The following is a 21618-nucleotide window of genomic DNA, read 5'->3' as shown; positions in this document are numbered from 1 at the left end:
CAATTAAACACTTTTGGGTAATCAGCATCATATAAATTCCAAGCATAACTATATATATAATTAATAACTTTATTAAACAAAAAGATGCTTAAAAAAAAAAAAATTGCAACCTTAAATTTAAGTTACAATTCTCTTTATCTAAAATTTTATATCTATTGTCAGTCCTTGTCCTAGTTTACTTGTAGCATAAATGTTTCCACCATGAGCTTTAACAATGTCATAAGCTATAGCCATTCCTAATCCTGACCCTTCTATATTCCTACTTGTATTTGTTCCTCTATAATATCTTTTAAATATATTATTTAACTCTTCTTCAGATACTCCTTTGCCATTATCCTCTACTAAAATATCTACATTATTATCATCAAGCTTTTGTATATTTATATTTATCTTTACATCATTGCTGTTATGAACAAATGAATTTATTATAAGATTTACAAATACTCTTTTTATTAAATGCTCATCTAGTTCTAGTAATATCTCCTCATCTGAATAATTAAAACTTATATTGCTATGGCTATATTTTTCATCATTTATAATATAAATTACAACATGTCTTATTAAGGATACTATATTTATTTTTTCCTTATTTAAAACTAAAGCATTATTTTTTAATCGTGTTGATAAATTTAAATCTTCAACTAAAGTTTTTATATATTCACTTTTACTTATTATAGTGTTGCAGCATTTTTTTATTGTTTCATCATCTATTTCATATTCAGTGTCTTCCATTATTTCTGCATTCCCAATAATTGAAGTAAGAGGAGTTTTTATATCATGAGAAATGTTTGAAATCCACTCTTCCCTCATATTTTCTAACTTTTCTCTTTCCTTCTCATTACTTTGAAGTCTTTCTTCTAATTGATTTAAACAATTTTCTACCTCATAATAAATTCCAAGCTTTACTTTTCGCTTTGAATAAATACCATTAGATAAATCTAATATTTTATCGACAATTCTACTTATAGGTCTAGTCACCCTTAAGGTATATAAAAAGCTTATTATTAATACTAAAACTACATTCATAACAATTAATGTAGGAAATTTATGTGCCTTCTCAATTAATTTAGAGTCATAAACATAATTTACTCTTTTCACTTCATTAGGATCTAAAAATAATAAATATGTATAAACAGTATCTCCTAAAGTTTTTTCATCTAAAAACAAAGTTTCATCATCATTATTATACATATTTATAAGTGATACATTAGAATAGTTAGATGGAGCTATATCAGGCTTCTTGTAATTATAAACCTCATTATTATTTTCATCTAATATTTGAAGTCCAGCATTATTTTCTTCTAGAAATTTTATTCCATCATTATTAACTAATACTTTATTATCCTTTGATAAATATAAATAATCCTTAAATTCTGATATTATCTCTTCTGGATGATAATTGTATAATGCTCCTTCTTTATAAATGTTACTTCTCATGAAAGCAATATTTATAATTATAATAATTGAACATCCTAATATAAATGATACGGCGTAATGAGCCAAAAGTTTCCCCTTCATACATTACTCCCCATTCATTATAAACTTATAGCCTAATCCAATTACTGTAGTTATATACTTAGGCTTTGATGGATTATCTTCGATTTTCATTCTAATTTTTCTTATGTGAACTGTAATTGTGTTGTCATACCCAAAGAAATTTTCTCCCCAAACTTCATTACAAATCATCTCTTTACTTATTATTCTATTAGGATTATTAATTAAATACATTAATAACTTTAATTCCTTTGCAGTAAACTCTAGAAGTTTCCCTCCTTTATATACTTCACTTGTTTCTTCGTTTATTTCAATATCCCCAAACTTAATAATTCTATTAACCTTTATATTTTTATTTATAGATACATTATCAAAAGCTTTGAGCCTTGCCTTTAATCTATATGCTACTTCTTTAGCACTAAAAGGTTTAGTAATGTAATCATCAGCACCAATTGCAAAACCTAATAGTCTATCTACCTCTTCTGCTTTTGCTGATATAAATAATATTGGTGCTTGACTATATTTTCTTAGTTCATTAAAAACATCATACCCACTTATATCAGGTAGCATAATGTCCAAAAGTACTATATCTGGATTAACCTTTTTGAATAATTCTATTCCATCTGTTCCATTATTAGCTATAAAGATATTACTAAAACCTTCCCTTTTTAATACAGTATCTAAAATATCTATAATATCTTGTTCATCATCAATTATTAAAACCTTATACTTATCAAAAATACTATTCATATATCCCCATTCCCCTTATTTTTTTAGATTATATCATAGAAATACTTAATATATACTATATTTCTAACAACATGAATTTATTTAAGATGGATTTAAGATGAAATTTATCCCAGTTAAATATAAACATAATAAACTAATATCAGAATTAATACTGTTTTAAGTCATTGTTAATTTTTTAGACAACCCTTCAGAACTAATTACTTATTAAAATGTTCTTACAGCGCTATCTAAAAAATAAACATTACTAAAAAATAGCTTAATCACAAATAATTTAATAAGGAGATTATTTATGCAAGCAATTATGGAACCAATTTTTCACGTAGTTTATTTAACTACAGTTATTATTTTAGGAATAATAATGATAATCAAATCAAAAGATAATAAGTATTTTAAACTTTTTGGAACAATGTCAGTAGTATTAGGATGTGGTGATGCATTCCATCTAATTCCTAGAATATATGCTTTATTAACTACTGGATTAGAGAGTCATGCAGCTTCACTAGGGTTTGGTAAGCTAGTTACATCAATAACTATGACGGTTTTCTATCTTATACTATATAAAATTTGGAAGATTAGATTTGATGTTAAAAATACAAGAACATTGGACATAACAATGTATGTATTAGCTGGAATTAGAATTGTACTTTGCCTATTCCCTCAAAATGAATGGTTTGTAAATAATCCACCAGTTAGCTGGGGCATATACAGAAATATCCCATTTGCAATTATGGGAATTATTATGATTTATCTTTTATATAGCTCTGGAGTTAAACATAATGATAAAGATTATAAACATCTTGGTATAGCTGTATTTTTATCATTTGCATTCTATATTCCAGTTGTGCTTTGGGCATCTGAAAGTATGCTTGTTGGAATGCTTATGATACCTAAAACTTTAGCATATGTTTGGGTAATTTTAATTGGATATAAGGAATTTAGAAAGGCTATTAAATAAGAATAAGGTTATGTTTTCACTTTAAAACATAACCTTATAAATAAAAATAGTTAGTAATAATATGTATTACTAACTATTTTTTAATATTTTATTTATACAATCTGGTATATTTATATCCGTCCATACAATATCACCATTTTGAAAATACATAACTTCTCTAAACATTTTTGTATTATCATATATATTTATCTCATCACATATTTCAATGACTTGCTTTAAATTATTTAATGAATCATAATATCTTCTTTCTATATCATTATCGGGTATTCCATGCCCTCCATTACTAACTCTAATTCTAACTCTTTCCTTAGCAACTTCAGGATTATCTACACTTATATAATTCATGGCCACATAAAATCCATTTTCTTTTGCTAATTTAATATTCCTGATAATACTTTTACCAGATAATGTTGTTTCCTGATTAAATGATATTCCCTTGGAAATATATTGTTTTATTAATTTAACTGCTTCCCTAGCGCATTTCATTTGAAGATTATTATCTCGCCATGATCCAATTCTAGCTACCATTTCATCAGTATTTATTCTTTTTTCATCTTTATTTTCATTGTAATAAATAGATTTATATATTGATGTTTTTCCGGCACCATTAACGCCTGCAAAAATTGTATAAGTCTTCATACTATTTACCTATGATCTTTGCTTGTTCTTTTTGTAATACCAAGTTAGATAAAGTCATATAAAAATCTTGTTCTTCTTTTGTCTTTGCCTTTTTAAACAGATCTTTTAATTGGCTATATGAATAATTTGTAAAAACATCATATAAATTAACTTCTTTATTCTTCATTAAGCTTACCTCCTAAAAGAAAGTTATTTATGTATTATTATATACCAAAATAAATAAACAATAAACACACCCTCATTTAATTTTACTTCTATAAATAAAAAAAGTAGCAAACCTTAAGTCCACTACTCTAATAATATATAAATTAATTTCTAGGAGATTTTCTATATTTTCTAAACGCCTTTTCTGGATCTATATGAACATCTTTTATAAAGAGAATTACCCAAATAATAATTGCTATAATAGCAAAGTAGTTACTTATAAAATATGAGAGTATTGCCCCTAAAAATAATATTATTGCCCAAAGTAAAAATGAGTTTCTCATATCTATACTCATTTTCTTTTTATCGTATCTTTCTCTTTTTTCTTTTGAAAATGAATTGAATCCACTAATTATTATTGTTGCTTTTTCTTTTAATACTGCAAATACTATTGAGACTATTAAAAATATTATTGCAAGTACTAAGCAAATTGTTGACCATACATTCATAATAATATCCCCCTTTTACTGATATTCCTTATATTTTATTCTATCATTAATACATATAATCATCTTATTTTTACGATAAATTTCCTAAAAAATAATGAGATAAGCATTAAAGCCTATCTCATTAATATTAATTTTATACATACTCAAAATCTTCTTGTGCATCAAAGCATTTTCCTCTTCCTAAATGAAGAATAAATGCTATTGCTGCAAAAACTAAATATCCAATTACAAAAGGTGAAGTTATATAAAAACCTAATGCTGCACTATGTATAAATCCAAATAATGCAAGTGCTGCCGCTGCTAATGCTGTTATTGCTACTTTATCTAATCTTCTATCAATAATAAATACTGTTATCGTTCCTAAGATAATTCCAATTATTATAGCACCTGATTTTACTTCTGCAACACCTCGCCACATTACACCATGATCAATTAAATATTGTGCGGTTTCTGCTTGATATCCAACAACTCCTGAAGGTAATGTTTCAGTCCAAACGTCTGCCATTCCTACTGCTCCTGTAACTTGAGTAAACAAATAATCTGCTACTGGTGGTACCATAGCTACTGCAATAGCTGCATAATGCTTTACCTTACAATCTTTAAATGCTTGTGATACCATAACAACAGAACACCAAAGATATGTTATCGCTGCAATTGCTGGTGGTACTAGTTTACTGAAGAATGTAAATAGACCAAATAAACCTGCAATTCCTAAAAGTACTCCTCCAAGCCAAGAGAATCCTATTCTTGCACCAGATTTTTTAAGACCAGCATGTCCAAGCCAAACTGTATTTGGTACAACTCCTCCAAAACTTGCAGAAATCATTGTACAAATTCCATCCACAAATTGAGCTTCTCTTATACTATAGTTATCCCCAGCTGCATTAGCTGCTTCAACATTATCCATAGTTTCTATAAAATTATAAATTTCAATTGGAATTATTATTGTTAAGTATGGTAATACTACTGCAAATCCATTTATAAGAGCTTGAATTGATGTAGCTGGATTTGGTATATATAATCCTATTCCTGAAAAATCTATTTCAGTACGTCCAAGTACTAGTGCATAAACTATACCACCTATAATTGCAATAACAAGTGGTGGAAACTTCTTCTTAAATAGATATCCACCAAATACTCCGACCATTGCTACAAGTAAAATAGGAAGTCCTACAATAGGATCACTAAATACATCAAATACACCTTGTGTAGCCATCCATATAAATCCAATACCTGCAACTGTTCCAAGTAGAGCTGCACGTGGTATTCTCTTTTTCATCCATGGTCCAATAAATCCACCAATAAACTCAACAAGTCCTCCAATAAAACATGCTACAACTGCTGCTGACCATGTAAGTTCTGCATCACCTAATGCATAATGAAGTGGCATTATAACACCGTATAATATTACAAACATCGCTGGTGTAGATACCCCTGAAGGTAATGCTGTTACATCAGTTCTTCCTTCTTTCTTAGCTAACTTATATCCCATATAAGCATAGTAACAACCACTTATTAAAAGACCTATGGACATCCCTGGAATAACACGTCCATAAACTATTTCATCTGGCCAACCAAGTACTCCTGATAATGTTGCTATTACAATAAGATAATTAACTATGTTATTAGTTAATGTATATGTTAATCCACCTATATCACCTGTAGTAAATAAAGGCATAATCCTTTTTGCTTTGTTCATCTTTATTTCTCCCCCACTTTTTCTTTAGCTTTTTCTTAAGCTTCTATTGATATAAATTTAAATTGTGTTACATCAAACAATCCCATATCTGTAAGCTTAATTTCTGGGATAACTGCTAAAGACATAAAACAAAGTGTCATAACTGGTTCTACAGTTTCATCTACATTAAGAATTTCATGAGCTACTTTATGTATACTTATAAGTTTTTTATCAACCCATTCTCCACTCTTATCGCTCATAAGTCCACCTATTGGCATTGGCATACTTTCTACTACTTCCTTATCTTTTACAAGTATAATTCCTCCACCTTGGCTAATAAGTTCTTCAACGGCAAAAGCCATATCTTCATCATTTACTCCTACTACTATGATATTATGTGAATCATGAGCTACTGAAAGTGCTATCGCTCCTTCTTTTATTCCATACCCCTTTAATAAAGCAACTGCTACATTTCCTGTATTTTGATGACGTTCAACTACAGCTACCTTAACAACATCTTCATTAGGATTATATACAAATTCATTATTCTCATCACGATTAATAGCTACTATTTCCTTACTTGTAACTACTCCACCAGGTAAAATTTTTATAACATGAGCCTTATCTGAATTAATTGGTAGTCTTAACTTTTCTATAGAAAAGTCTTTTACATGGAAGCTTCCCTTTGTATCAGAAATATCATGAAGTGATATAGGTAACTTATACTCTCCATTACCTGCTACCTCTTTACCTTCTATTAATACATTATCTACATTAAAATCTTTAAGATTATCAAAAATAACAATATCAGCTCTTAATCCAGGTGCAATTGCTCCTCTATCCTCTAATCCATAACATTCTGCTGCATTTAAAGTAGCCATTTGAATTGCTATAATTGGATCAATACCTTCTTCAATGCACATTCTTAAGCTATTATCTAAATGACCAACACTCAAAATAGTCTTTGGTTGCATGTCATCTGCACAAAGTATACAACGCTTGCTATTAAAAGGAGTGACCCCTTTAGCTAAAGTTCTAAGATTATGGCAAGCTGAACCTTGACGAAGCATTACATAAAGTCCACGAGAAATTCTATCATGCATATCTTCAACTGTTGCACATTCATGGTCTGTTCTAATTTGAGCTGAAGCATAGGCATTAAGATCATTTCCTACTAATCCTGGACTATGTCCATCAATAACTTTACCTTCATTTTTAGCTACAAGAAGCTTATTTAATACCTCATCATCAGCTAAAACAACACCTGGGAAATTCATAAATTCCCCTAAACCAAGAATCTTATCATCTTTCATAGGCCCAGTCATATCTTTTGCATTTATTATAGCTCCAGAATGTTCAAAAGGAGTAGCTGGAACACAAGAAGGTAACATCATTTGAATATCAAGGGCTGTTCCTTCTGCTGCCTTTAACATATAGTTGATACCCTTAAAGCCACATACATTAGCTATTTCATGTGGATCTGCAATAATAGTTGTTGTCCCATGAGGAACTATAAGTCTTCCAAGTTCTTCTGGACTAACATAAGATGATTCAATATGTATATGACTATCAATAAACCCAGGTGCTGCATACTTACCCTTTCCATCAATTACTTCTCTTCCTTCGTAATTACCTACACCTGCAATTAACTTATTACATATTGCAATATCGCCTTCAATAATACTTCCGTTGTATACATCAACAACCTTACAATTTTTTATAACTACATCAGCAGGTATTCTACCTGCTGATACATCAATTAACTTTTTAAGTTCTTTCTTTTCCATACTTACGCACCCCTCTACTACTTATTTTCAATAAGCTCAATAATTGGATCAAATGTATCTAAAGCAATACAATCAACTGGTCCAACATCTGTAATTGCGTAATCTGGAATAGCTGTAATTGGTAAGAAGAACATATACATTAATGGTTCTGGTAAATCACAACCTAACTGATTAGCTGCCTTATTAACACGCTTTTCCCATTCAGCAATTACCTCAGGTTCTAAGTCACTTGCAATTCCTCCAACTGGCAATGGTAAAAATTCAAGAACTTTACCATCAGCAACTACTACTTGTCCTCCACCATTTTCAATTAGATGATTTGCTGCAACAGACATATCTTCTGCATTTGCTCCCATAACAATTAAATTATTATCATCTGGAGCTGCTGATGAAGCCATTGCTCCCTTATTAAGCTTCCATCCTGAACAGAATGCTAAAGATTTATTTCCATTACGTCCAAAACGCTCAAGAACTGATACCATTAATGCATCTTGTTCTATATCTGGCTGAACAATTCCATCTTTAACCTCAAGAACTACATCTCTTCTCTTACGAACAAATGGCCCTTTAACATCCATAGATAAAACTTTTGCTTGTCCATTTTCTATACCTACTTTATATTCAAAATCCTCTTTTGTAGTTTTATCACATTTTAATTCACCAGTTAAAACAGCACTTCTCTTTGGAGCTTTAAGTTCATAAGCTAATTTACCATTTTCAGCAACTAACTTACCATTTGTTATAACTGTTTCTACATTAAATGTTTCTATGCTATCTACAAAAAGAATATCAGCAATTCTTCCTGGTGCAATTGATCCTACTAAGTGATCAATTCTGTACGCTTCAGCACTATTAATAGTAGCCATTTGAATAGCAGTCATTGGCTCTACTCCTTCTTTTATAGCTAAACGTACAACATTATCTAAATGACCTTTCTCTAAAACATCAGATGCAGTTACATCATCAGTACAGAAACTCACACGTCTTGCAAGATATGGATTTACTTCTGTTACTGCTCTTATATTTTCCTTAAGGAAATGAGTTACTGAAGATTCTCTGATTAACATATGCATTCCGTTACGCATCTTTTCTACCACTTCTTCATGATCATAACTTTCGTGGTCTAATCTTATTCCAGCACAAAGATAACCATTTAGCTCCTTACCTCTTGCCATAGGTGCGCATCCAAAAACAGGTAGCCTATTTTTAGCTGCAACTTCAATTGCTCCTAATGTATTTTCATCTTCTTCAGTTACATATTCACGAACTGTTTCCCATACTCCAAAGCACTCTGGCCACTTTTGAACTGTTTCATGAACTTCTTTAGTAAAATTGAAAGCAACTGTTGATTGTGGGAATGTATAAGGCGTCTTGTAAGGTGCACCCCAGAATACCTTTAGTGGGCTGGCTTTAATTTCATCGAATACTTCTTGTAATCCTTCTAAACCTGAAACTGAAATATACTCATCAAGTCCTGAAATCATACTTGTTGTTCCTCTTGGAACTACTGCCTTAGCATAACTTGTAATACTAAGCTTACTGCATTCGCTGTGAATATGGCCATCAATAAGACCTGGTACTAGATATTTTCCATTTGCATCGATAGTTTTGGTATCTTCTCCGATATAATCTGTTACATTACCAACTGCTACAATAGTATCTTCATAAATTGCAACATCAGCTTTGTAAACTTCACTAGTCATAACATTAACTAAGTTACCGTTAACTATAACTGTGTGCGCTGGTATAATACCTCTTCCTGCTTTGATAAGTTGTTTTAGATTAGTCATTGTTTGTTTCATTTTTAATTCCTCCAATAAATAAAGTTTTAGATACCCCGACTATTTCTAGTGAACCAGGTTTCCCGTCCTGCAGATTGTATCTAGACGAATTTAATGGATAAAATAAATATTTTTTTAATTTTAAAATACATACTATACAATTAAATGATTCGTATTTTCTTTGTGAAACATTGTTTTAGTAATATGATATATAATTTTTACATCACTTTTTTATGATTTTAATTATTAAATTTAATTTTTACGATAATTAAAGTTAATTTTTATTTAATTGTTCGTATTTATCTTGTATGTATTCTATCATAGTTTTTTATGTAAAACAATATTATTTTTTGCTTATATGAAAAAATATAGCTTTGCACCTAATTAGTACAAAGCTATATTCTATATCCCATTCATCTTTTTATTCTATCTATAAATATAATCTGATTCATTTATGATATGTTTCTTCACATCATGCCTAGCATGGCATTACTACTTATCTAATATAATACTTTACTTCCATTCACTTTTATTTAGTATCTCTACTATATCATTTATTGATAATTTCTTTACATCCCTTATTCCATTGATTTCTTGCAGATCAATATATCTAAAACCTTGTAGACCTCCTTTTGATACTTTAGGAAAATCACACTCAACAAATTTTTCTACAATATAATATGTATGAGGTTTTGTTAAATCCCAACCATACTCTTTAGCATTCTCAAATGAATATTCTATCTTTTTTCTTTCATCATCTGTAATCATATGTTTTAGTTCACCTTTTGGGGGTGAATAGTACCTAATAACTTTTAGCTCCTCACCTCTATCAAATTCAGCATCAATAATTGCTGAAATCTTACCAATACATCTAATGCTTTTATTTGTGTACAAACCTATATATGACACATCTCTGTACCCCATATATCCCTTGTAATATATATTATTCTCTAGATTAAATTGAAATGTAGTTCCTACAGTCGGTACTCTCATTAATGATTCTAGATTAGCGATTAAACCCTCTTCAATACAATACCTTTTATAATCAGAAAGAAGATTTTTTAATTCAAAATTGAATTGTGGTATTATATCTTCTAAAGATTCAATTATAGATTTAAAAGTCATATGAATATGTATTATATTCGTTGAACTTTCTTTATTAAATACATCTATATCATTTTTTATATCATTTTTTAATTCAGTCGGAAAAGATGTTGGATCGACTGTCAGCAATAATTGATAGTCCTCATTTGAAAAGGAACTTAGATGTCCTTGTAATTGCTTTTTATAAAATGCATTATTCAATTTAGTTTCAATTACAATCTTATATGATGGTTGAGTAATTGTAGCATCTGGTATCGATGATCCCCTCTTTTTATTTTCTCCTTCTTGTAATTTTGTAGTCTCTCTCAAACCTCCAACATCAAGATTATCAGTAAATAATTCCTCAATAAATTTATAATATGTATCTATAGAAATATGCTTTATTCTCTCTAAGAAGAATATTAAATTCGCAGTTACAACATTTTCTTTAGAATGATATTTTTGAAATATTTGAGTACTCATCTTTAACTCCCCCTTTTTAGATTATTTATTACTTATATCAATCATATTGTGAACGGTAGGCTCAAAAATTTCCACATTTATTATTGGGCAATCCGGATATACCCATTCATTCCAGTTCTCTATAAGCCACTTCACAGAAATCCCACGATTATATTTAGAAACCGCTTTTAATGGCAGAACAACTTCTACGCATCCTGCATGATAGCCGGAAATACAGTAAATTGCATAACCACTACTCATATCATCAAGATATTCCACCAACATAAAATCCACAATATTTTCAAACGGATATTTTCCAATACACCGAAAAATAGTTCCTCTAAATAAGGTTTCTGCTTTGCAATCAATTAATTTCTTCATACAACTCCTCACTCCTTACTCTTATTTGCCAAAACTTATTATATTATTAAAACTAAATTAAATAATTCTAACTCAACTCTAGTAAAAACCGCACCTATTTATGGTACGGTTCCTAATATCACAAATAGTTTTTTTAAATATTTCTTTTTTACTTCTATTACTTTAATACAGGCAAATGTATTTTAACAAATTCTATATTATTAAATTCCTTCTCTTTTATATACTTCAATAAATTAACTAAATAATTTCTATGATGCCCTATACTCTTTGAGAAAACTTGAATGAATTTAATTACATCTTCCTTAGACTCCTCTTTATTATTTAAATACCTACCAACTAAATAAAATCTAATAAACGAATATCTCATTAAAAGCATAATATATCCATCAAATACTGATTGTGTCTCAGAGAATGGGAACATATAATTATACATAAAATTCACTAGATAATTTTCAAATATATAGCTATTTTTATTTATAAACTCTTCTGAGTAATCTTCAAATGCTTTTATATATATCTCTGAATATTTATTTATATTCTCTTCTTCAAAATTAAATCCAGACATAACTTCCTTAGTACATTCTTTAAAATAAAGGCTGTACACTTCATTAAGTATATTTAAATACTTCATTGTCTTTTTGAAGAAATCAACTTGAAGTAGATAACTAAACTCTTCTTTATCATAAGGATCATTAACTGAATCTATATCATACTCTTTAATAAACTTAGATACATCTTTATAGTTATATTTAAGCTCTTCTTCTAATTCATTTATAAATTCACCTAATATGTAAAGTCTTTTATTTAAATCAAATTTTCTATTCTTTATTATTTTGATACTTAAATCTCTAATCTCTTTTAAATATTTCATAGGAGAATCTTTAAACTCCTTAGCTTTAGTATCTATTTCGCTTGATATTATGTGTTTTCCTAAAGTTTCTTCACTCTCTTCAAATTCAATACCTTCTTCTTTTGATAAAAGTATTCTTGCAGCTTCTGGACAAGATACATCAAGGGACATTTCATAATATCCATCTATTTTATTTAATATTCTAGGGAAAGATGTACAAACATTTGAAAGGTATTCCTCTCCAAGTTTAGAATAGATAACACAATAATTATCTTCATCTAAAAAAGGACATCTCTTATCACCTTTTAATTTTACTTTTCCATAGTCTACATCAGGACTTTGACAATATTCATTGTTATGAACATTTTTCTGGAACATCTTCTTCATTTCTTTATCTTGAACTTTGTAATATTGTCTGAAGGTAGTTTTATCAATATCTATATCCCAGCCAATACAACAACTATCTTCACACTCTCCCCCTATGCATTTGAACTCTTTAAGATATTTAGGATATCTTTTTTTTATACTTTTTTCCATGGTATACTTCCTTTGCAAATAAATTACTTCCTGTATTTCTTTATATTTATTTTACTATAGTATTTTATATTTGTCAGACATGCTTTCATTGCTCTATAAAACTTTCAAGTTCAATTTCGGATGCTTTTTCTGCTAGAATTATCTATTTCCTAGTTATATTAATACTTCATAATAGAGCCTTATTTATATTTAATTTTCTTATTATTTTGATATATTTAAAAAGATCTAATCATAATAAATTTAAGCACATCAATAACCAGATTAATTATCCAAATAACCGCATTAACTATTCTCAAAATAAAATAAGCCAATGATACCATAACATCATTGACTTATCTAATAAATTTTATATATTTCAAGTTTGCTACCTTCTATGAATCTCTAGCTACTTCTTTTACGTACTTCCATGCCTTTCCTTCATCCTTTGATTCATACAAAGCTTTACTTACTCCATTATAATCTCCATCGGAGCCTTGTCCTACTAAAACTTTAAGAGTTCCATCTTCCTTATAAGGCATTTCAGGGAAATCAAAAGGATTATAAGTTTTTTCCTCATTTAATTTCACTTTAACTTCTGGAAGTTCTACCTTTTTGTAAGATAAACCTCCATCATCTGTACGATACAAATCAGCATAGCTTCCGCCACTATGAGATAAAGCTAAGAATCCAATTTTATCATTTAAAAATGTTACCCCAGCCGCTCCACCACTACTTCCTGAGAATGGATCTCCATTTATAACCTTCCATGTAGCTCCTCCATCACGAGTTCCATATAATGCATAGAATCTACTACCTAGCGCTGCACCAGCTTCTACTAAACGATAACCAACTTTATCTGATAAATAAAATTCCTGTGTCTCTTTATTTATTGGTACAGCAAAATTTTTATCATCCTCTGACTCTAAAGATTTTGCTTCTTTAACTTCATTTAGATTCTCTACTAAATTATATCTAACAGGAGTATATCTAGTCTCTTTATCTGGTACAAATACAGAAACAGTATTTTCTATTATCTCTGATGAAACAACAGCAGGTGATTTTTCGTTTCCTTCTGGATCAATATAAACAATTCCATCTGTGTTATAACCCCAACTTCTTTTACCACGATAAAGGATACCGTACTGCTTTTCATTCCACTTGCTTACTGTTTGCTTAAGTGGAATAACTTTCATTGTATCAATTAGTGGTTCTAAAAGCTTGTCTTCATTATAATCTGCATATACGTTTCTATTTAGATATACGGTAATCTTATTTGAGCTACTTCTATCATAGGAAATTAAATAACTTTTTAATTCACCTTTATCATTTTTTCCATAAAGAAAAGTATCAATGTATGTTATTATTCCATCTGAATCAAAGTAAAGTCTAAACTCATCAGAAACATATAGTTTCTCAGGCATATGAAATTTTTCATTTATATCAGTAAAAATCCCCTCTATACCATCTTTATATATATCATTATGATTAAACTCTACAGTCTTTTTATCCTTTAAATCTTTTATAATCCATGAAAGTTTACCATTATATTTTATTGAACTACGATATATTTTTGCTCCATAAAATAATGTTATAAATACTATAAGTATTATAGCTACATACGTCCATATAACTTTATAAATTGCTTTATTTCTTATATTATCATTTAGAGCTTTCTTTATCATATCTATTTCTTCAGGTGTTTTATTTATCATATTTAGCACAAGTATGTCTTTATTTTTAAGTTTTATAAATCCATATTTTCTATTTATTCTAAATGACTTTATATCTTGAAAGTCTACTTGTAAATTACTTTCTTGTAACTCACCTTCCTGAAAAATCCTTATTCCACTATAATTAAATTCATATCTATCTATAACCTGTTGTGGTACACTTACTGGCTTTTTTGTAATTCTAATTATAAAAAATACAAACCAAGCTAAGAAGAATATCATGCATATAATTAAAATAATAATATTATTATTAAATCTTCCAAACCTAGCTAAGGTATGTAATTCATAAAATGAAATTCCATATACAAATATAAATATAGGGCACGTTAGCATTGATAGGAATACTCTTTTTGTTATAATTCTCTTGTATTTTTTCATTTACACATCATTTCCCCTTTTTATTAATCCTTATTTTTAATACTTATATCTTTCTGTAAAACTATTCATATTCTAAACTTAAAAATTATAAATTTTTATTTATAATAGCATTTTCTTAATTAATGATATTTTTATATATAAGTTTAAATAATTCATTAAACATCATAATATTCCTTATAATTAACTATTTATAAAAAGTAGAAATATATTTCCTAAAAATACAATAGCAGAAGCAATAGTAGCCTTAGCGCTTATATCTTTTTTAATTATAATTGAGTATATATTTATTGCTAAAAGTACAGTTGGAATTAATAAAATAAATGTAAATTTAGGCATAGTATTTAATACTTGTCCTGTACTAGAAACTTGAACTGCTATTTCATTTGGCAAACTATTTGACATTATTACGTTTAGACCTAATGTAATAATCATTAAGCTAATATTTATTACATCTAATTTATTAACCTTTATCTTCTTTTTACTTTCTTCTATTTTCATATAACTTCCCCCCATTACCCCTTTTAAATTCTGTCTATCTTAATTATATGTTCATATAACTTACTTCAATAGTATTTATATTTTATGCATTCCATAAGCCATATCCTTTAAACATAGTAAATAATAAATTTAAAGACCTCCCACCTTGTAACAAATATGAGAGGTCTTTCTTATTATTTTACCATAATATTTAAATTAACTATACATATTAAATTCATTTATATCAAATATATCAAACTAAAAATCTATATTTATAATACTTATATCTTCCTGTAAAAACTCTTTATCTTGATACTACTATTGTAGTATCTCCTTTTTTTAAAATCTCTAAATGTATTTAGCCGTTAGTGATTCTTTACATTTACGTAACTCCATTGGTGTTCCTTCAAAGATTATTTCTCCACCATTTGTACCACCATCTGGTCCAAGGTCAATAATCCAATCCGCACTTTTAATAACATCTATATTGTGTTCAATTATTATAACAGTATTTCCGTTATCTACAATGTTTTGAACTATATTTATGAAATTCTCAATGTCTGCCATATGAAGCCCTGTAGTTGGTTCATCCATAATATATACAGAGCTTTCTTTATGTAGCTCACTTGCAAGCTTTAACCTTTGACACTCTCCCCCTGACAATGTATCAAGAGTTTGGCCCAGTGTTAAATATCCAATTCCCATCTCTTCTATTGACTGTAATTTAGTTTTAATTGGCTTCAATTTAAAGAATTCTATTGCTTCAGAAACTGTCATATCAAGAACATCTATTATATTTTTCTCTTGGAATTTATATTCTAAAGACTCTTTCTTGAATCTTTTACCTTCACAAACATCACAAGGAGTTTTGATATTCTCCATAAAAGCAAGGTTTGTCTCTATAACACCAGTTCCTTTACAGTTCTCACAAGCCCCTTCTGAATTATAGCTAAATAATGATGCATTAACCTCATTAACCTTTGCAAAAGCTTTTCTGATGTTATCCATAATCCCACTGTAAGTTGCTAGATTTGATCTTGAATTTGCCCCAATTGGACTTTGATCTATTAGTACTGCTTGTTTATTTTGTTTTAAGAATTCATGCTTTATAAGTGTACTCTTACCAGAACCTGCTACCCCTGTAACCACTGTTAATACACCTTTTGGAATTGTAACTGAAATATTCTTTAAGTTATTTTTATTACAATTAACAACTTCTAAGTATCCATTATGACTTCTTACATCCTCTTTTATTGAAATGCTGTTATTTAAAGCATTCCCTGTAAGTGTTCCTGATGTTAATAAATTTTCATAGCTTCCTTCATATACAATAGTTCCACCCTTTTTTCCAGCACGTGGTCCAACATCAACTATATGGTCTGCTATCTTAATTACATCTGGATCATGTTCAACAACTATTACTGTATTACCTTTATCACGTAATCTTTTTAGAAGATTATTTAATTTATGGACATCTCTTGGATGAAGTCCTATACTTGGCTCATCAAATATATACATTAAATCTATAAGATTACTATTTAAATGCTTTACCATCTTAATACGTTGTGATTCTCCACCAGAAAGTGATGATGTTTCTCTATCTAAAGTTAAATATCCAAGTCCTATATCTATGATATTATTAAGTTTTTCTATTATACCTTTTACTAGTGGCTTAGCTTCTGGTTCATCAATTTCAGAAATAACATTTACAAGCTCATCAATCTGCATACTTGTAAGGTCTGCAATATTATAACCTTGAATTAAACATTTATATACTTCTTGATTAAGCCTTCTTCCATTACATAGAGGACATTCTCCTTCCTTTAGAAGTTTATTTAACTTTTTCTTTGCAGCCTCTGACATTTCCCCTTCTTTTTTTAGATATAATCTATTAAATTTAACTATTAATCCTTCATAAGTTAAATTCATAGTACCAACATCAGGTACTTTTATTTTTTCTGGCTCTCCATATAAAAATTTCTCTAATTCTTCCTCTGAATAATCACATATCTTTTTATCATTATCAAAAAAGCCTGATTCTGTGAAGAGTTTCCAATGCCAAGAACCAACTCCAAATCCTGAAAGTAAAATGGCTCCCTCATTTAAAGACTTACTTTTATCAAGAATCATATCCATATCTACCGTTAATTTCTTACCAATACCTTCGCATTCTGGGCACATACCATTTACATCATTAAATGAAAATACGTTAGCTTTACCTATGTTAATACTTCCAAATCTTGAATATAAAGCTCTAAGAAATGAATTAATATCAGTAATTGTTCCTAAAGTTGATCTGGAATTTCCTCCAATTCTCTTTTGATCAATTATTATTGGTGTTGATAAATTTTCAATGCAATCAGCCTTTACATCACCATACTTTGGTAGAAAGTTTCTTATGAAAGCACTAAATGTCTCATTTAATTGGCGCTGTGCTTCTTTTGCTACTGTCTCAAAGACTATAGATGATTTACCTGAGCCAGATACCCCTGTAAATATTGTTATTTTTCTTTTTGGTATTTTTAATGAAATATCCTTTAAATTATTTTCTCTACACCCTTTTAAGATTATATATTCTTCATTCATGTTCTGCCCTCCATTTATCCTATAAATCTATACTTAATTATTCCTTCTTCTTTTGTGTGTAATTATAACCACATAGAAAATTTATAACCTTTATGCTTTAGATTTAATGCTAATTTTAGCTATAAGGATCTAAAATTTTAGGCTTTTATCTATTTAGGTATTGAAAATTATATCAGAAATCAAATCATAAACCTACTGTTATTTTAATTATGATATAATGTGCTTAACGTATTGGAGGTGTTTTTTATGAAGGTTTGTAATACATTCAGCTCTAAATCAGGCTGCTCCTTGCAAAGACTACAACAAAGTCAGCTATGCCTTGTTTGGAGCCTAATCTATTAAGTTAGCTGAAATACGTACATGTTTTAGGTTCTGGGCATATAGCTTTTTAGTATTCTTTGCTTTAATACTATCGTAAAAGTAAAGGAGTAAGGAAATGAAGTATTTAAAAGCGCAAGATGTGTTACCAGAAGAAATTCTTAAAATAATACAGGAATATGTAGACGGAGATTATCTTTATGTACCTAGAAAAAATGGAAACCATAAATCCTGGGGAGAAAAGAGCGGTATAAAAAGTATCCTTAAGATAAGAAATAATGAAATTTATAAAAAATATCTTAACGGTCATACTATTCGTGAACTAGCTCAAGAATACTACTTGTCTGAAAAGAGTATTAGAAGAATAATAAGTCAAGAGAAACGTCTATGCTCATAATCGTTACAGAATTATTTATTAGATTGAATGTTTATTTAAACTCGTGTTATTCTTTCATTGTATCAATTCAATGAAAGTTATCATTTCTAATTTAATACAATATTCATAGGTAACTTGATTATGAATGTTTAATATATTTTAAATTTAGATGGTTATTGTTACTTTCAGTTGAAGTAATAATAATCATCTTTTTTTGTTATTGATCTGTTAATGAAATGAAACTGTATTTAATATATTGTTTAATTACATGAACAATAAAAATATCGTATGTTAGAAAAGAGGTGCTATATTTTATGAAAACTTTCATAAAAAAACACGAATATAATTATATAAAAAAATGCTTATATGATTTAAATAATGCTTTTAGAAATTGTATAGATACTAATACTATTGAAGCAACTAAAGGATATATACAAGATAAAATATTAAGTATTTTTACAAATTTATCTGAAGAAGAACGAGGTTTACTCGATATTAGTAAAATAACTGATCCATTGCATATCAATCCTTATTTAAGTAACCTGAATGAATATGTATATGGAATGCCAAATATCACAAATGCACAAATCAGTAAATTATTTAAAAAAGAAAAAAAATTAAAATTACCAGATTTAACGGTTCAGGATTCAAAGAATGTATATTTAGGTTGGATTGATCACTCTATAAGAAAATTACTTATAGCTTATAATATGGATGGAAAGCTCGTAGGTATGGCATGTAGAATTTTAAATTCTAATTCTAATAATACTAACGTATGTACACTTTGTAATCATATAGGCCCTGATAACGAGGTTGCATTTGTTTCACCTGTATGTAAGAAAGCTAATGCTGGAAAAGATTATTATAGATCAATAGGATTTCATATATGTTTAGATAGCGAGAAGTGTAATGATAGAATTACGTCTGTAGAAAAACTTGAGAGCATCTTAAAAGATGTTAATAATATAAAGTAAATCGAAAGAATTGACATCTATTTTTTCACATGCTAAAATGGCATTGTTTATCGGAGGGTTAGAGAAAGACCGGATAAGATATTTATCTTATCCGGTCTTTTTTGTCCTTATACTATATTAGAATCGGAGGAATAATATGAATAAAGCTTGGACTTATGTTATTATAGGTGGATTTTTAGAAGTTTTTTGGGCTCTTTGTTTAAAAAAATCTAATGGTTTCACAAACTTAGGATATACTGCAATAACTATTATTTTAGTTGTAATAAGCTTCTATCTTTTTTCTAAAGGAATGACCTTATTACCTTCTGGAATAGCTTATACAGTTTTTACTGGAATTGGAGCCATTGGTACAATTGTTTTTGGAATTTTAATTTTAGGTGAGAGCGTTAGCTTGCAAAAAATTATTTTTAGCTGCTTATTACTAATAGGAATTATTGGTTTAAAAATAAATTCAAAAGAAGAGGTGTAACAATGGATTGGCTATTTTTAATTTGTTCTGGATTATGTGAGGTTCTTCTAGTTTATTGCATAAAAAAGTCAGCTGGATTTACTCATAAACTATGGTCCTTAATTGTTATTTTAGTTGCAGCTAGTAGCTTAACTCTTTTATCACTTGCTATGAGAACAACTGAAGCTGGAACTGCTTATAGTATTTGGGTTGCTATAGGTTCAGTGGGATCACTTTTATTAGGTGCTTTCTTATTTAATGAGAATTTATCTAAAAAACAAATCTTTTATTTAATCTTGATTATAATTTCAGTAATTGGATTAAAAATATTCTAAAATAAACATTAAATCAAAAAAACTAACAATATAATGCGTAGGAGATATATTCCTATATATTATTGCTGCGAAAACATAATTTACATAAAGTGGCACTAATTATCTAATAAACTTAGATAATTAGTGCCATCTATCTATAAAGATATCTTATTTACTTTTAGTGTTTAATAAATATTATCAAACACTTCTTTAAGGTTAGTCAATTAATTAGTATCATTATTAAGACATATACTTTGTTCTCTCTAAAAATACTGCATATTTATATTCCAGTTAACTTTTCTTGATATTGTCATTTGCTTTCTCCTACATACTAAATAACAATATTAATATTTTATATATAATTCATTTTTTTAAAAGCATGTATTAAAAATTCTTCTGCTAAACTTTCACTTTTAATATGCTTTATTGCATCTTTAAATGTAAACCATTGTGCTTTATCAATCTCATCATTAATTTGACTTAAATCATCACTATCTACTGTACAAATAAAGTTACACATTAGTGTATTAGTTTTTTCATAATATTTGCTCTTCATATATTGATAATCTTTAATATTAAGACCTGTCTCTTCTTTTACTTCTCTTACTAAAGTTTGTTCTGCATCCTCACCTTTATTGATATATCCTGCTACAAGTATATTATCTACTCTTCCATACTGCTGTATAAGCAACACTTTATTTTTATCAGGATTTAAAATAATCGCACTTATAGCTGAACTAAAACCAGGAAAACGAAACATTTTACATTCATTACAATATGGAACTTCTCCCTCACTATTACATTGTTTATTTATTAATTTATTTCCACACTGAAAACAATAACTCATATTATTACTCCCTTTATATCTATATAATTTTATAATTATCCTATTTATAAGATTCTTAGATTTACATATCTTAAAATTGAATACATTATAAATCCTTCCGTAAATCATTTTTCTTTTCCTCTAATATTATAGTCTCATTCT

Annotated in this window: 20 protein-coding genes; 5 read left to right on the top strand and 15 right to left on the bottom strand. The window is 28.4% G+C overall.

The features are described from left to right. Positions 1-138: 138 nt before the first annotated feature. Both JOC62_RS01855 and JOC62_RS01850 read right to left on the bottom strand, forming a co-directional pair. Entirely contained in the window at positions 139-1518 is a 1380-nt protein-coding gene (locus tag JOC62_RS01855; protein ID WP_204593452.1) for a sensor histidine kinase, read from the bottom strand. A 3-nt stretch (positions 1519-1521) separates the two neighbouring features. Continuing rightward, the gene (locus JOC62_RS01850) at positions 1522-2244 is read right to left on the bottom strand and encodes a response regulator transcription factor (protein WP_204593451.1); all 723 of its coding nucleotides are present in this window, start codon (positions 2242-2244) and stop codon (positions 1522-1524) included. 289 nt (positions 2245-2533) lie between these two features. Here JOC62_RS01850 and JOC62_RS01845 point away from each other — a divergent pair, with 289 nt between their 5' ends. Continuing rightward, positions 2534-3199 carry a hypothetical protein gene (locus tag JOC62_RS01845; RefSeq protein ID WP_204593450.1) on the top strand — a complete coding sequence of 222 codons (666 nt, stop codon included), beginning with the start codon at positions 2534-2536 and terminating at the stop codon, positions 3197-3199. A gap of 69 nt (positions 3200-3268) precedes the next feature. Here JOC62_RS01845 and JOC62_RS01840 read toward each other — a convergent pair whose 3' ends face one another. From JOC62_RS01840 to JOC62_RS01785, 12 genes are all read right to left on the bottom strand, one after another. After that, on the bottom strand, positions 3269-3838 hold the full coding sequence (locus tag JOC62_RS01840; RefSeq protein WP_204593449.1) for an ATPase: 570 nt from the start codon (positions 3836-3838) through the stop codon (positions 3269-3271). Between the two features lies 1 nt (position 3839). Continuing rightward, positions 3840-4004: a hypothetical protein gene (locus JOC62_RS01835; RefSeq protein WP_204593448.1), complete on the bottom strand. Its 165-nt coding sequence runs from the start codon at positions 4002-4004 to the stop codon at positions 3840-3842. 142 nt (positions 4005-4146) lie between these two features. Next, positions 4147-4491, bottom strand: coding sequence for a DUF3784 domain-containing protein (locus JOC62_RS01830; protein WP_204593447.1), 345 nt, complete (start codon positions 4489-4491; stop codon positions 4147-4149). A gap of 133 nt (positions 4492-4624) precedes the next feature. Next, positions 4625-6190, bottom strand: a complete 1566-nt coding sequence (locus JOC62_RS01825; protein WP_204593446.1) for a xanthine/uracil/vitamin C permease — start codon at positions 6188-6190, stop codon at positions 4625-4627. A gap of 35 nt (positions 6191-6225) precedes the next feature. Beyond that, entirely contained in the window at positions 6226-7956 is a 1731-nt protein-coding gene (gene ade, locus JOC62_RS01820) for an adenine deaminase (RefSeq protein ID WP_204593445.1), read from the bottom strand. A 17-nt stretch (positions 7957-7973) separates the two neighbouring features. Further along, positions 7974-9758 (bottom strand): adenine deaminase, encoded by a 1785-nt coding sequence (locus tag JOC62_RS01815; protein ID WP_204593444.1) that lies wholly within the window; start codon positions 9756-9758, stop codon positions 7974-7976. A 492-nt stretch (positions 9759-10250) separates the two neighbouring features. Beyond that, a complete protein-coding gene (locus tag JOC62_RS01810; protein WP_204593443.1) occupies positions 10251-11303 on the bottom strand; it encodes a hypothetical protein in 1053 nt (350 codons plus the stop codon). 21 nt (positions 11304-11324) lie between these two features. Continuing rightward, the gene (gene imm45 / locus JOC62_RS01805) at positions 11325-11663 is read right to left on the bottom strand and encodes an Imm45 family immunity protein (RefSeq protein ID WP_204593442.1); all 339 of its coding nucleotides are present in this window, start codon (positions 11661-11663) and stop codon (positions 11325-11327) included. 157 nt (positions 11664-11820) lie between these two features. Continuing rightward, complete coding sequence (gene fliB, locus JOC62_RS01800; RefSeq protein WP_204593441.1) at positions 11821-13050, bottom strand: flagellin lysine-N-methylase; 1230 nt, start codon at positions 13048-13050, stop codon at positions 11821-11823. 371 nt (positions 13051-13421) lie between these two features. Continuing rightward, positions 13422-15137: a hypothetical protein gene (locus tag JOC62_RS01795; RefSeq protein ID WP_204593440.1), complete on the bottom strand. Its 1716-nt coding sequence runs from the start codon at positions 15135-15137 to the stop codon at positions 13422-13424. 180 nt (positions 15138-15317) lie between these two features. Then, positions 15318-15635, bottom strand: a complete 318-nt coding sequence (locus JOC62_RS01790; protein WP_204593439.1) for a DUF1648 domain-containing protein — start codon at positions 15633-15635, stop codon at positions 15318-15320. Between the two features lie 327 nt (positions 15636-15962). Then, entirely contained in the window at positions 15963-18200 is a 2238-nt protein-coding gene (locus JOC62_RS01785; RefSeq protein WP_204593438.1) for an ATP-binding cassette domain-containing protein, read from the bottom strand. Between the two features lie 436 nt (positions 18201-18636). On the opposite strand from JOC62_RS01785, the gene JOC62_RS01780 reads away from it, so the two are divergent. The 4 genes from JOC62_RS01780 to JOC62_RS01765 all read left to right on the top strand — a co-directional run bounded on the left by JOC62_RS01780 (position 18637) and on the right by JOC62_RS01765 (position 20651). Further along, positions 18637-18915, top strand: coding sequence for a CD3324 family protein (locus JOC62_RS01780; RefSeq protein ID WP_204593437.1), 279 nt, complete (start codon positions 18637-18639; stop codon positions 18913-18915). Between the two features lie 293 nt (positions 18916-19208). Then, entirely contained in the window at positions 19209-19868 is a 660-nt protein-coding gene (locus JOC62_RS01775) for a FusB/FusC family EF-G-binding protein (RefSeq protein WP_204593436.1), read from the top strand. A gap of 136 nt (positions 19869-20004) precedes the next feature. Then, complete coding sequence (locus JOC62_RS01770) at positions 20005-20337, top strand: DMT family transporter (protein ID WP_204593435.1); 333 nt, start codon at positions 20005-20007, stop codon at positions 20335-20337. A 2-nt stretch (positions 20338-20339) separates the two neighbouring features. After that, entirely contained in the window at positions 20340-20651 is a 312-nt protein-coding gene (locus tag JOC62_RS01765) for a DMT family transporter (protein ID WP_204593434.1), read from the top strand. A 331-nt stretch (positions 20652-20982) separates the two neighbouring features. Here the strand turns inward: JOC62_RS01765 and JOC62_RS01760 are convergent, their stop codons facing one another. Further along, complete coding sequence (locus JOC62_RS01760; protein ID WP_204593433.1) at positions 20983-21477, bottom strand: NAD(+) diphosphatase; 495 nt, start codon at positions 21475-21477, stop codon at positions 20983-20985. Positions 21478-21618: the final 141 nt, after the last annotated feature.

Origin of the sequence: Clostridium sardiniense, from assembly GCF_016907995.1 — a bacterium.
GTDB classification, from domain to species: Bacteria; Bacillota; Clostridia; order Clostridiales; family Clostridiaceae; genus Clostridium; species Clostridium sardiniense.
This window is presented reverse-complemented; position numbering and strand designations above follow the sequence as displayed.

Coding starts and splice junctions, on each gene's coding strand:
- JOC62_RS01760 (WP_204593433.1), bottom strand. CDS start 21,477: ATGAGTTATTGTTTTCAGTGTGGAAATAAATTAATAAATAAACAATGT.
- JOC62_RS01835 (WP_204593448.1), bottom strand. CDS start 4,004: ATGAAGAATAAAGAAGTTAATTTATATGATGTTTTTACAAATTATTCA.
- imm45 (WP_204593442.1), bottom strand. CDS start 11,663: ATGAAGAAATTAATTGATTGCAAAGCAGAAACCTTATTTAGAGGAACT.
- JOC62_RS01840 (WP_204593449.1), bottom strand. CDS start 3,838: ATGAAGACTTATACAATTTTTGCAGGCGTTAATGGTGCCGGAAAAACA.
- JOC62_RS01810 (WP_204593443.1), bottom strand. CDS start 11,303: ATGAGTACTCAAATATTTCAAAAATATCATTCTAAAGAAAATGTTGTA.
- JOC62_RS01770 (WP_204593435.1), top strand. CDS start 20,005: ATGAATAAAGCTTGGACTTATGTTATTATAGGTGGATTTTTAGAAGTT.
- ade (WP_204593445.1), bottom strand. CDS start 7,956: ATGGAAAAGAAAGAACTTAAAAAGTTAATTGATGTATCAGCAGGTAGA.
- JOC62_RS01825 (WP_204593446.1), bottom strand. CDS start 6,190: ATGAACAAAGCAAAAAGGATTATGCCTTTATTTACTACAGGTGATATA.
- fliB (WP_204593441.1), bottom strand. CDS start 13,050: ATGGAAAAAAGTATAAAAAAAAGATATCCTAAATATCTTAAAGAGTTC.
- JOC62_RS01780 (WP_204593437.1), top strand. CDS start 18,637: ATGAAGTATTTAAAAGCGCAAGATGTGTTACCAGAAGAAATTCTTAAA.
- JOC62_RS01795 (WP_204593440.1), bottom strand. CDS start 15,137: ATGAAAAAATACAAGAGAATTATAACAAAAAGAGTATTCCTATCAATG.
- JOC62_RS01785 (WP_204593438.1), bottom strand. CDS start 18,200: ATGAATGAAGAATATATAATCTTAAAAGGGTGTAGAGAAAATAATTTA.
- JOC62_RS01830 (WP_204593447.1), bottom strand. CDS start 4,491: ATGAATGTATGGTCAACAATTTGCTTAGTACTTGCAATAATATTTTTA.
- JOC62_RS01775 (WP_204593436.1), top strand. CDS start 19,209: ATGAAAACTTTCATAAAAAAACACGAATATAATTATATAAAAAAATGC.
- JOC62_RS01855 (WP_204593452.1), bottom strand. CDS start 1,518: ATGAAGGGGAAACTTTTGGCTCATTACGCCGTATCATTTATATTAGGA.
- JOC62_RS01765 (WP_204593434.1), top strand. CDS start 20,340: ATGGATTGGCTATTTTTAATTTGTTCTGGATTATGTGAGGTTCTTCTA.
- JOC62_RS01790 (WP_204593439.1), bottom strand. CDS start 15,635: ATGAAAATAGAAGAAAGTAAAAAGAAGATAAAGGTTAATAAATTAGAT.
- JOC62_RS01845 (WP_204593450.1), top strand. CDS start 2,534: ATGCAAGCAATTATGGAACCAATTTTTCACGTAGTTTATTTAACTACA.
- JOC62_RS01815 (WP_204593444.1), bottom strand. CDS start 9,758: ATGAAACAAACAATGACTAATCTAAAACAACTTATCAAAGCAGGAAGA.
- JOC62_RS01850 (WP_204593451.1), bottom strand. CDS start 2,244: ATGAATAGTATTTTTGATAAGTATAAGGTTTTAATAATTGATGATGAA.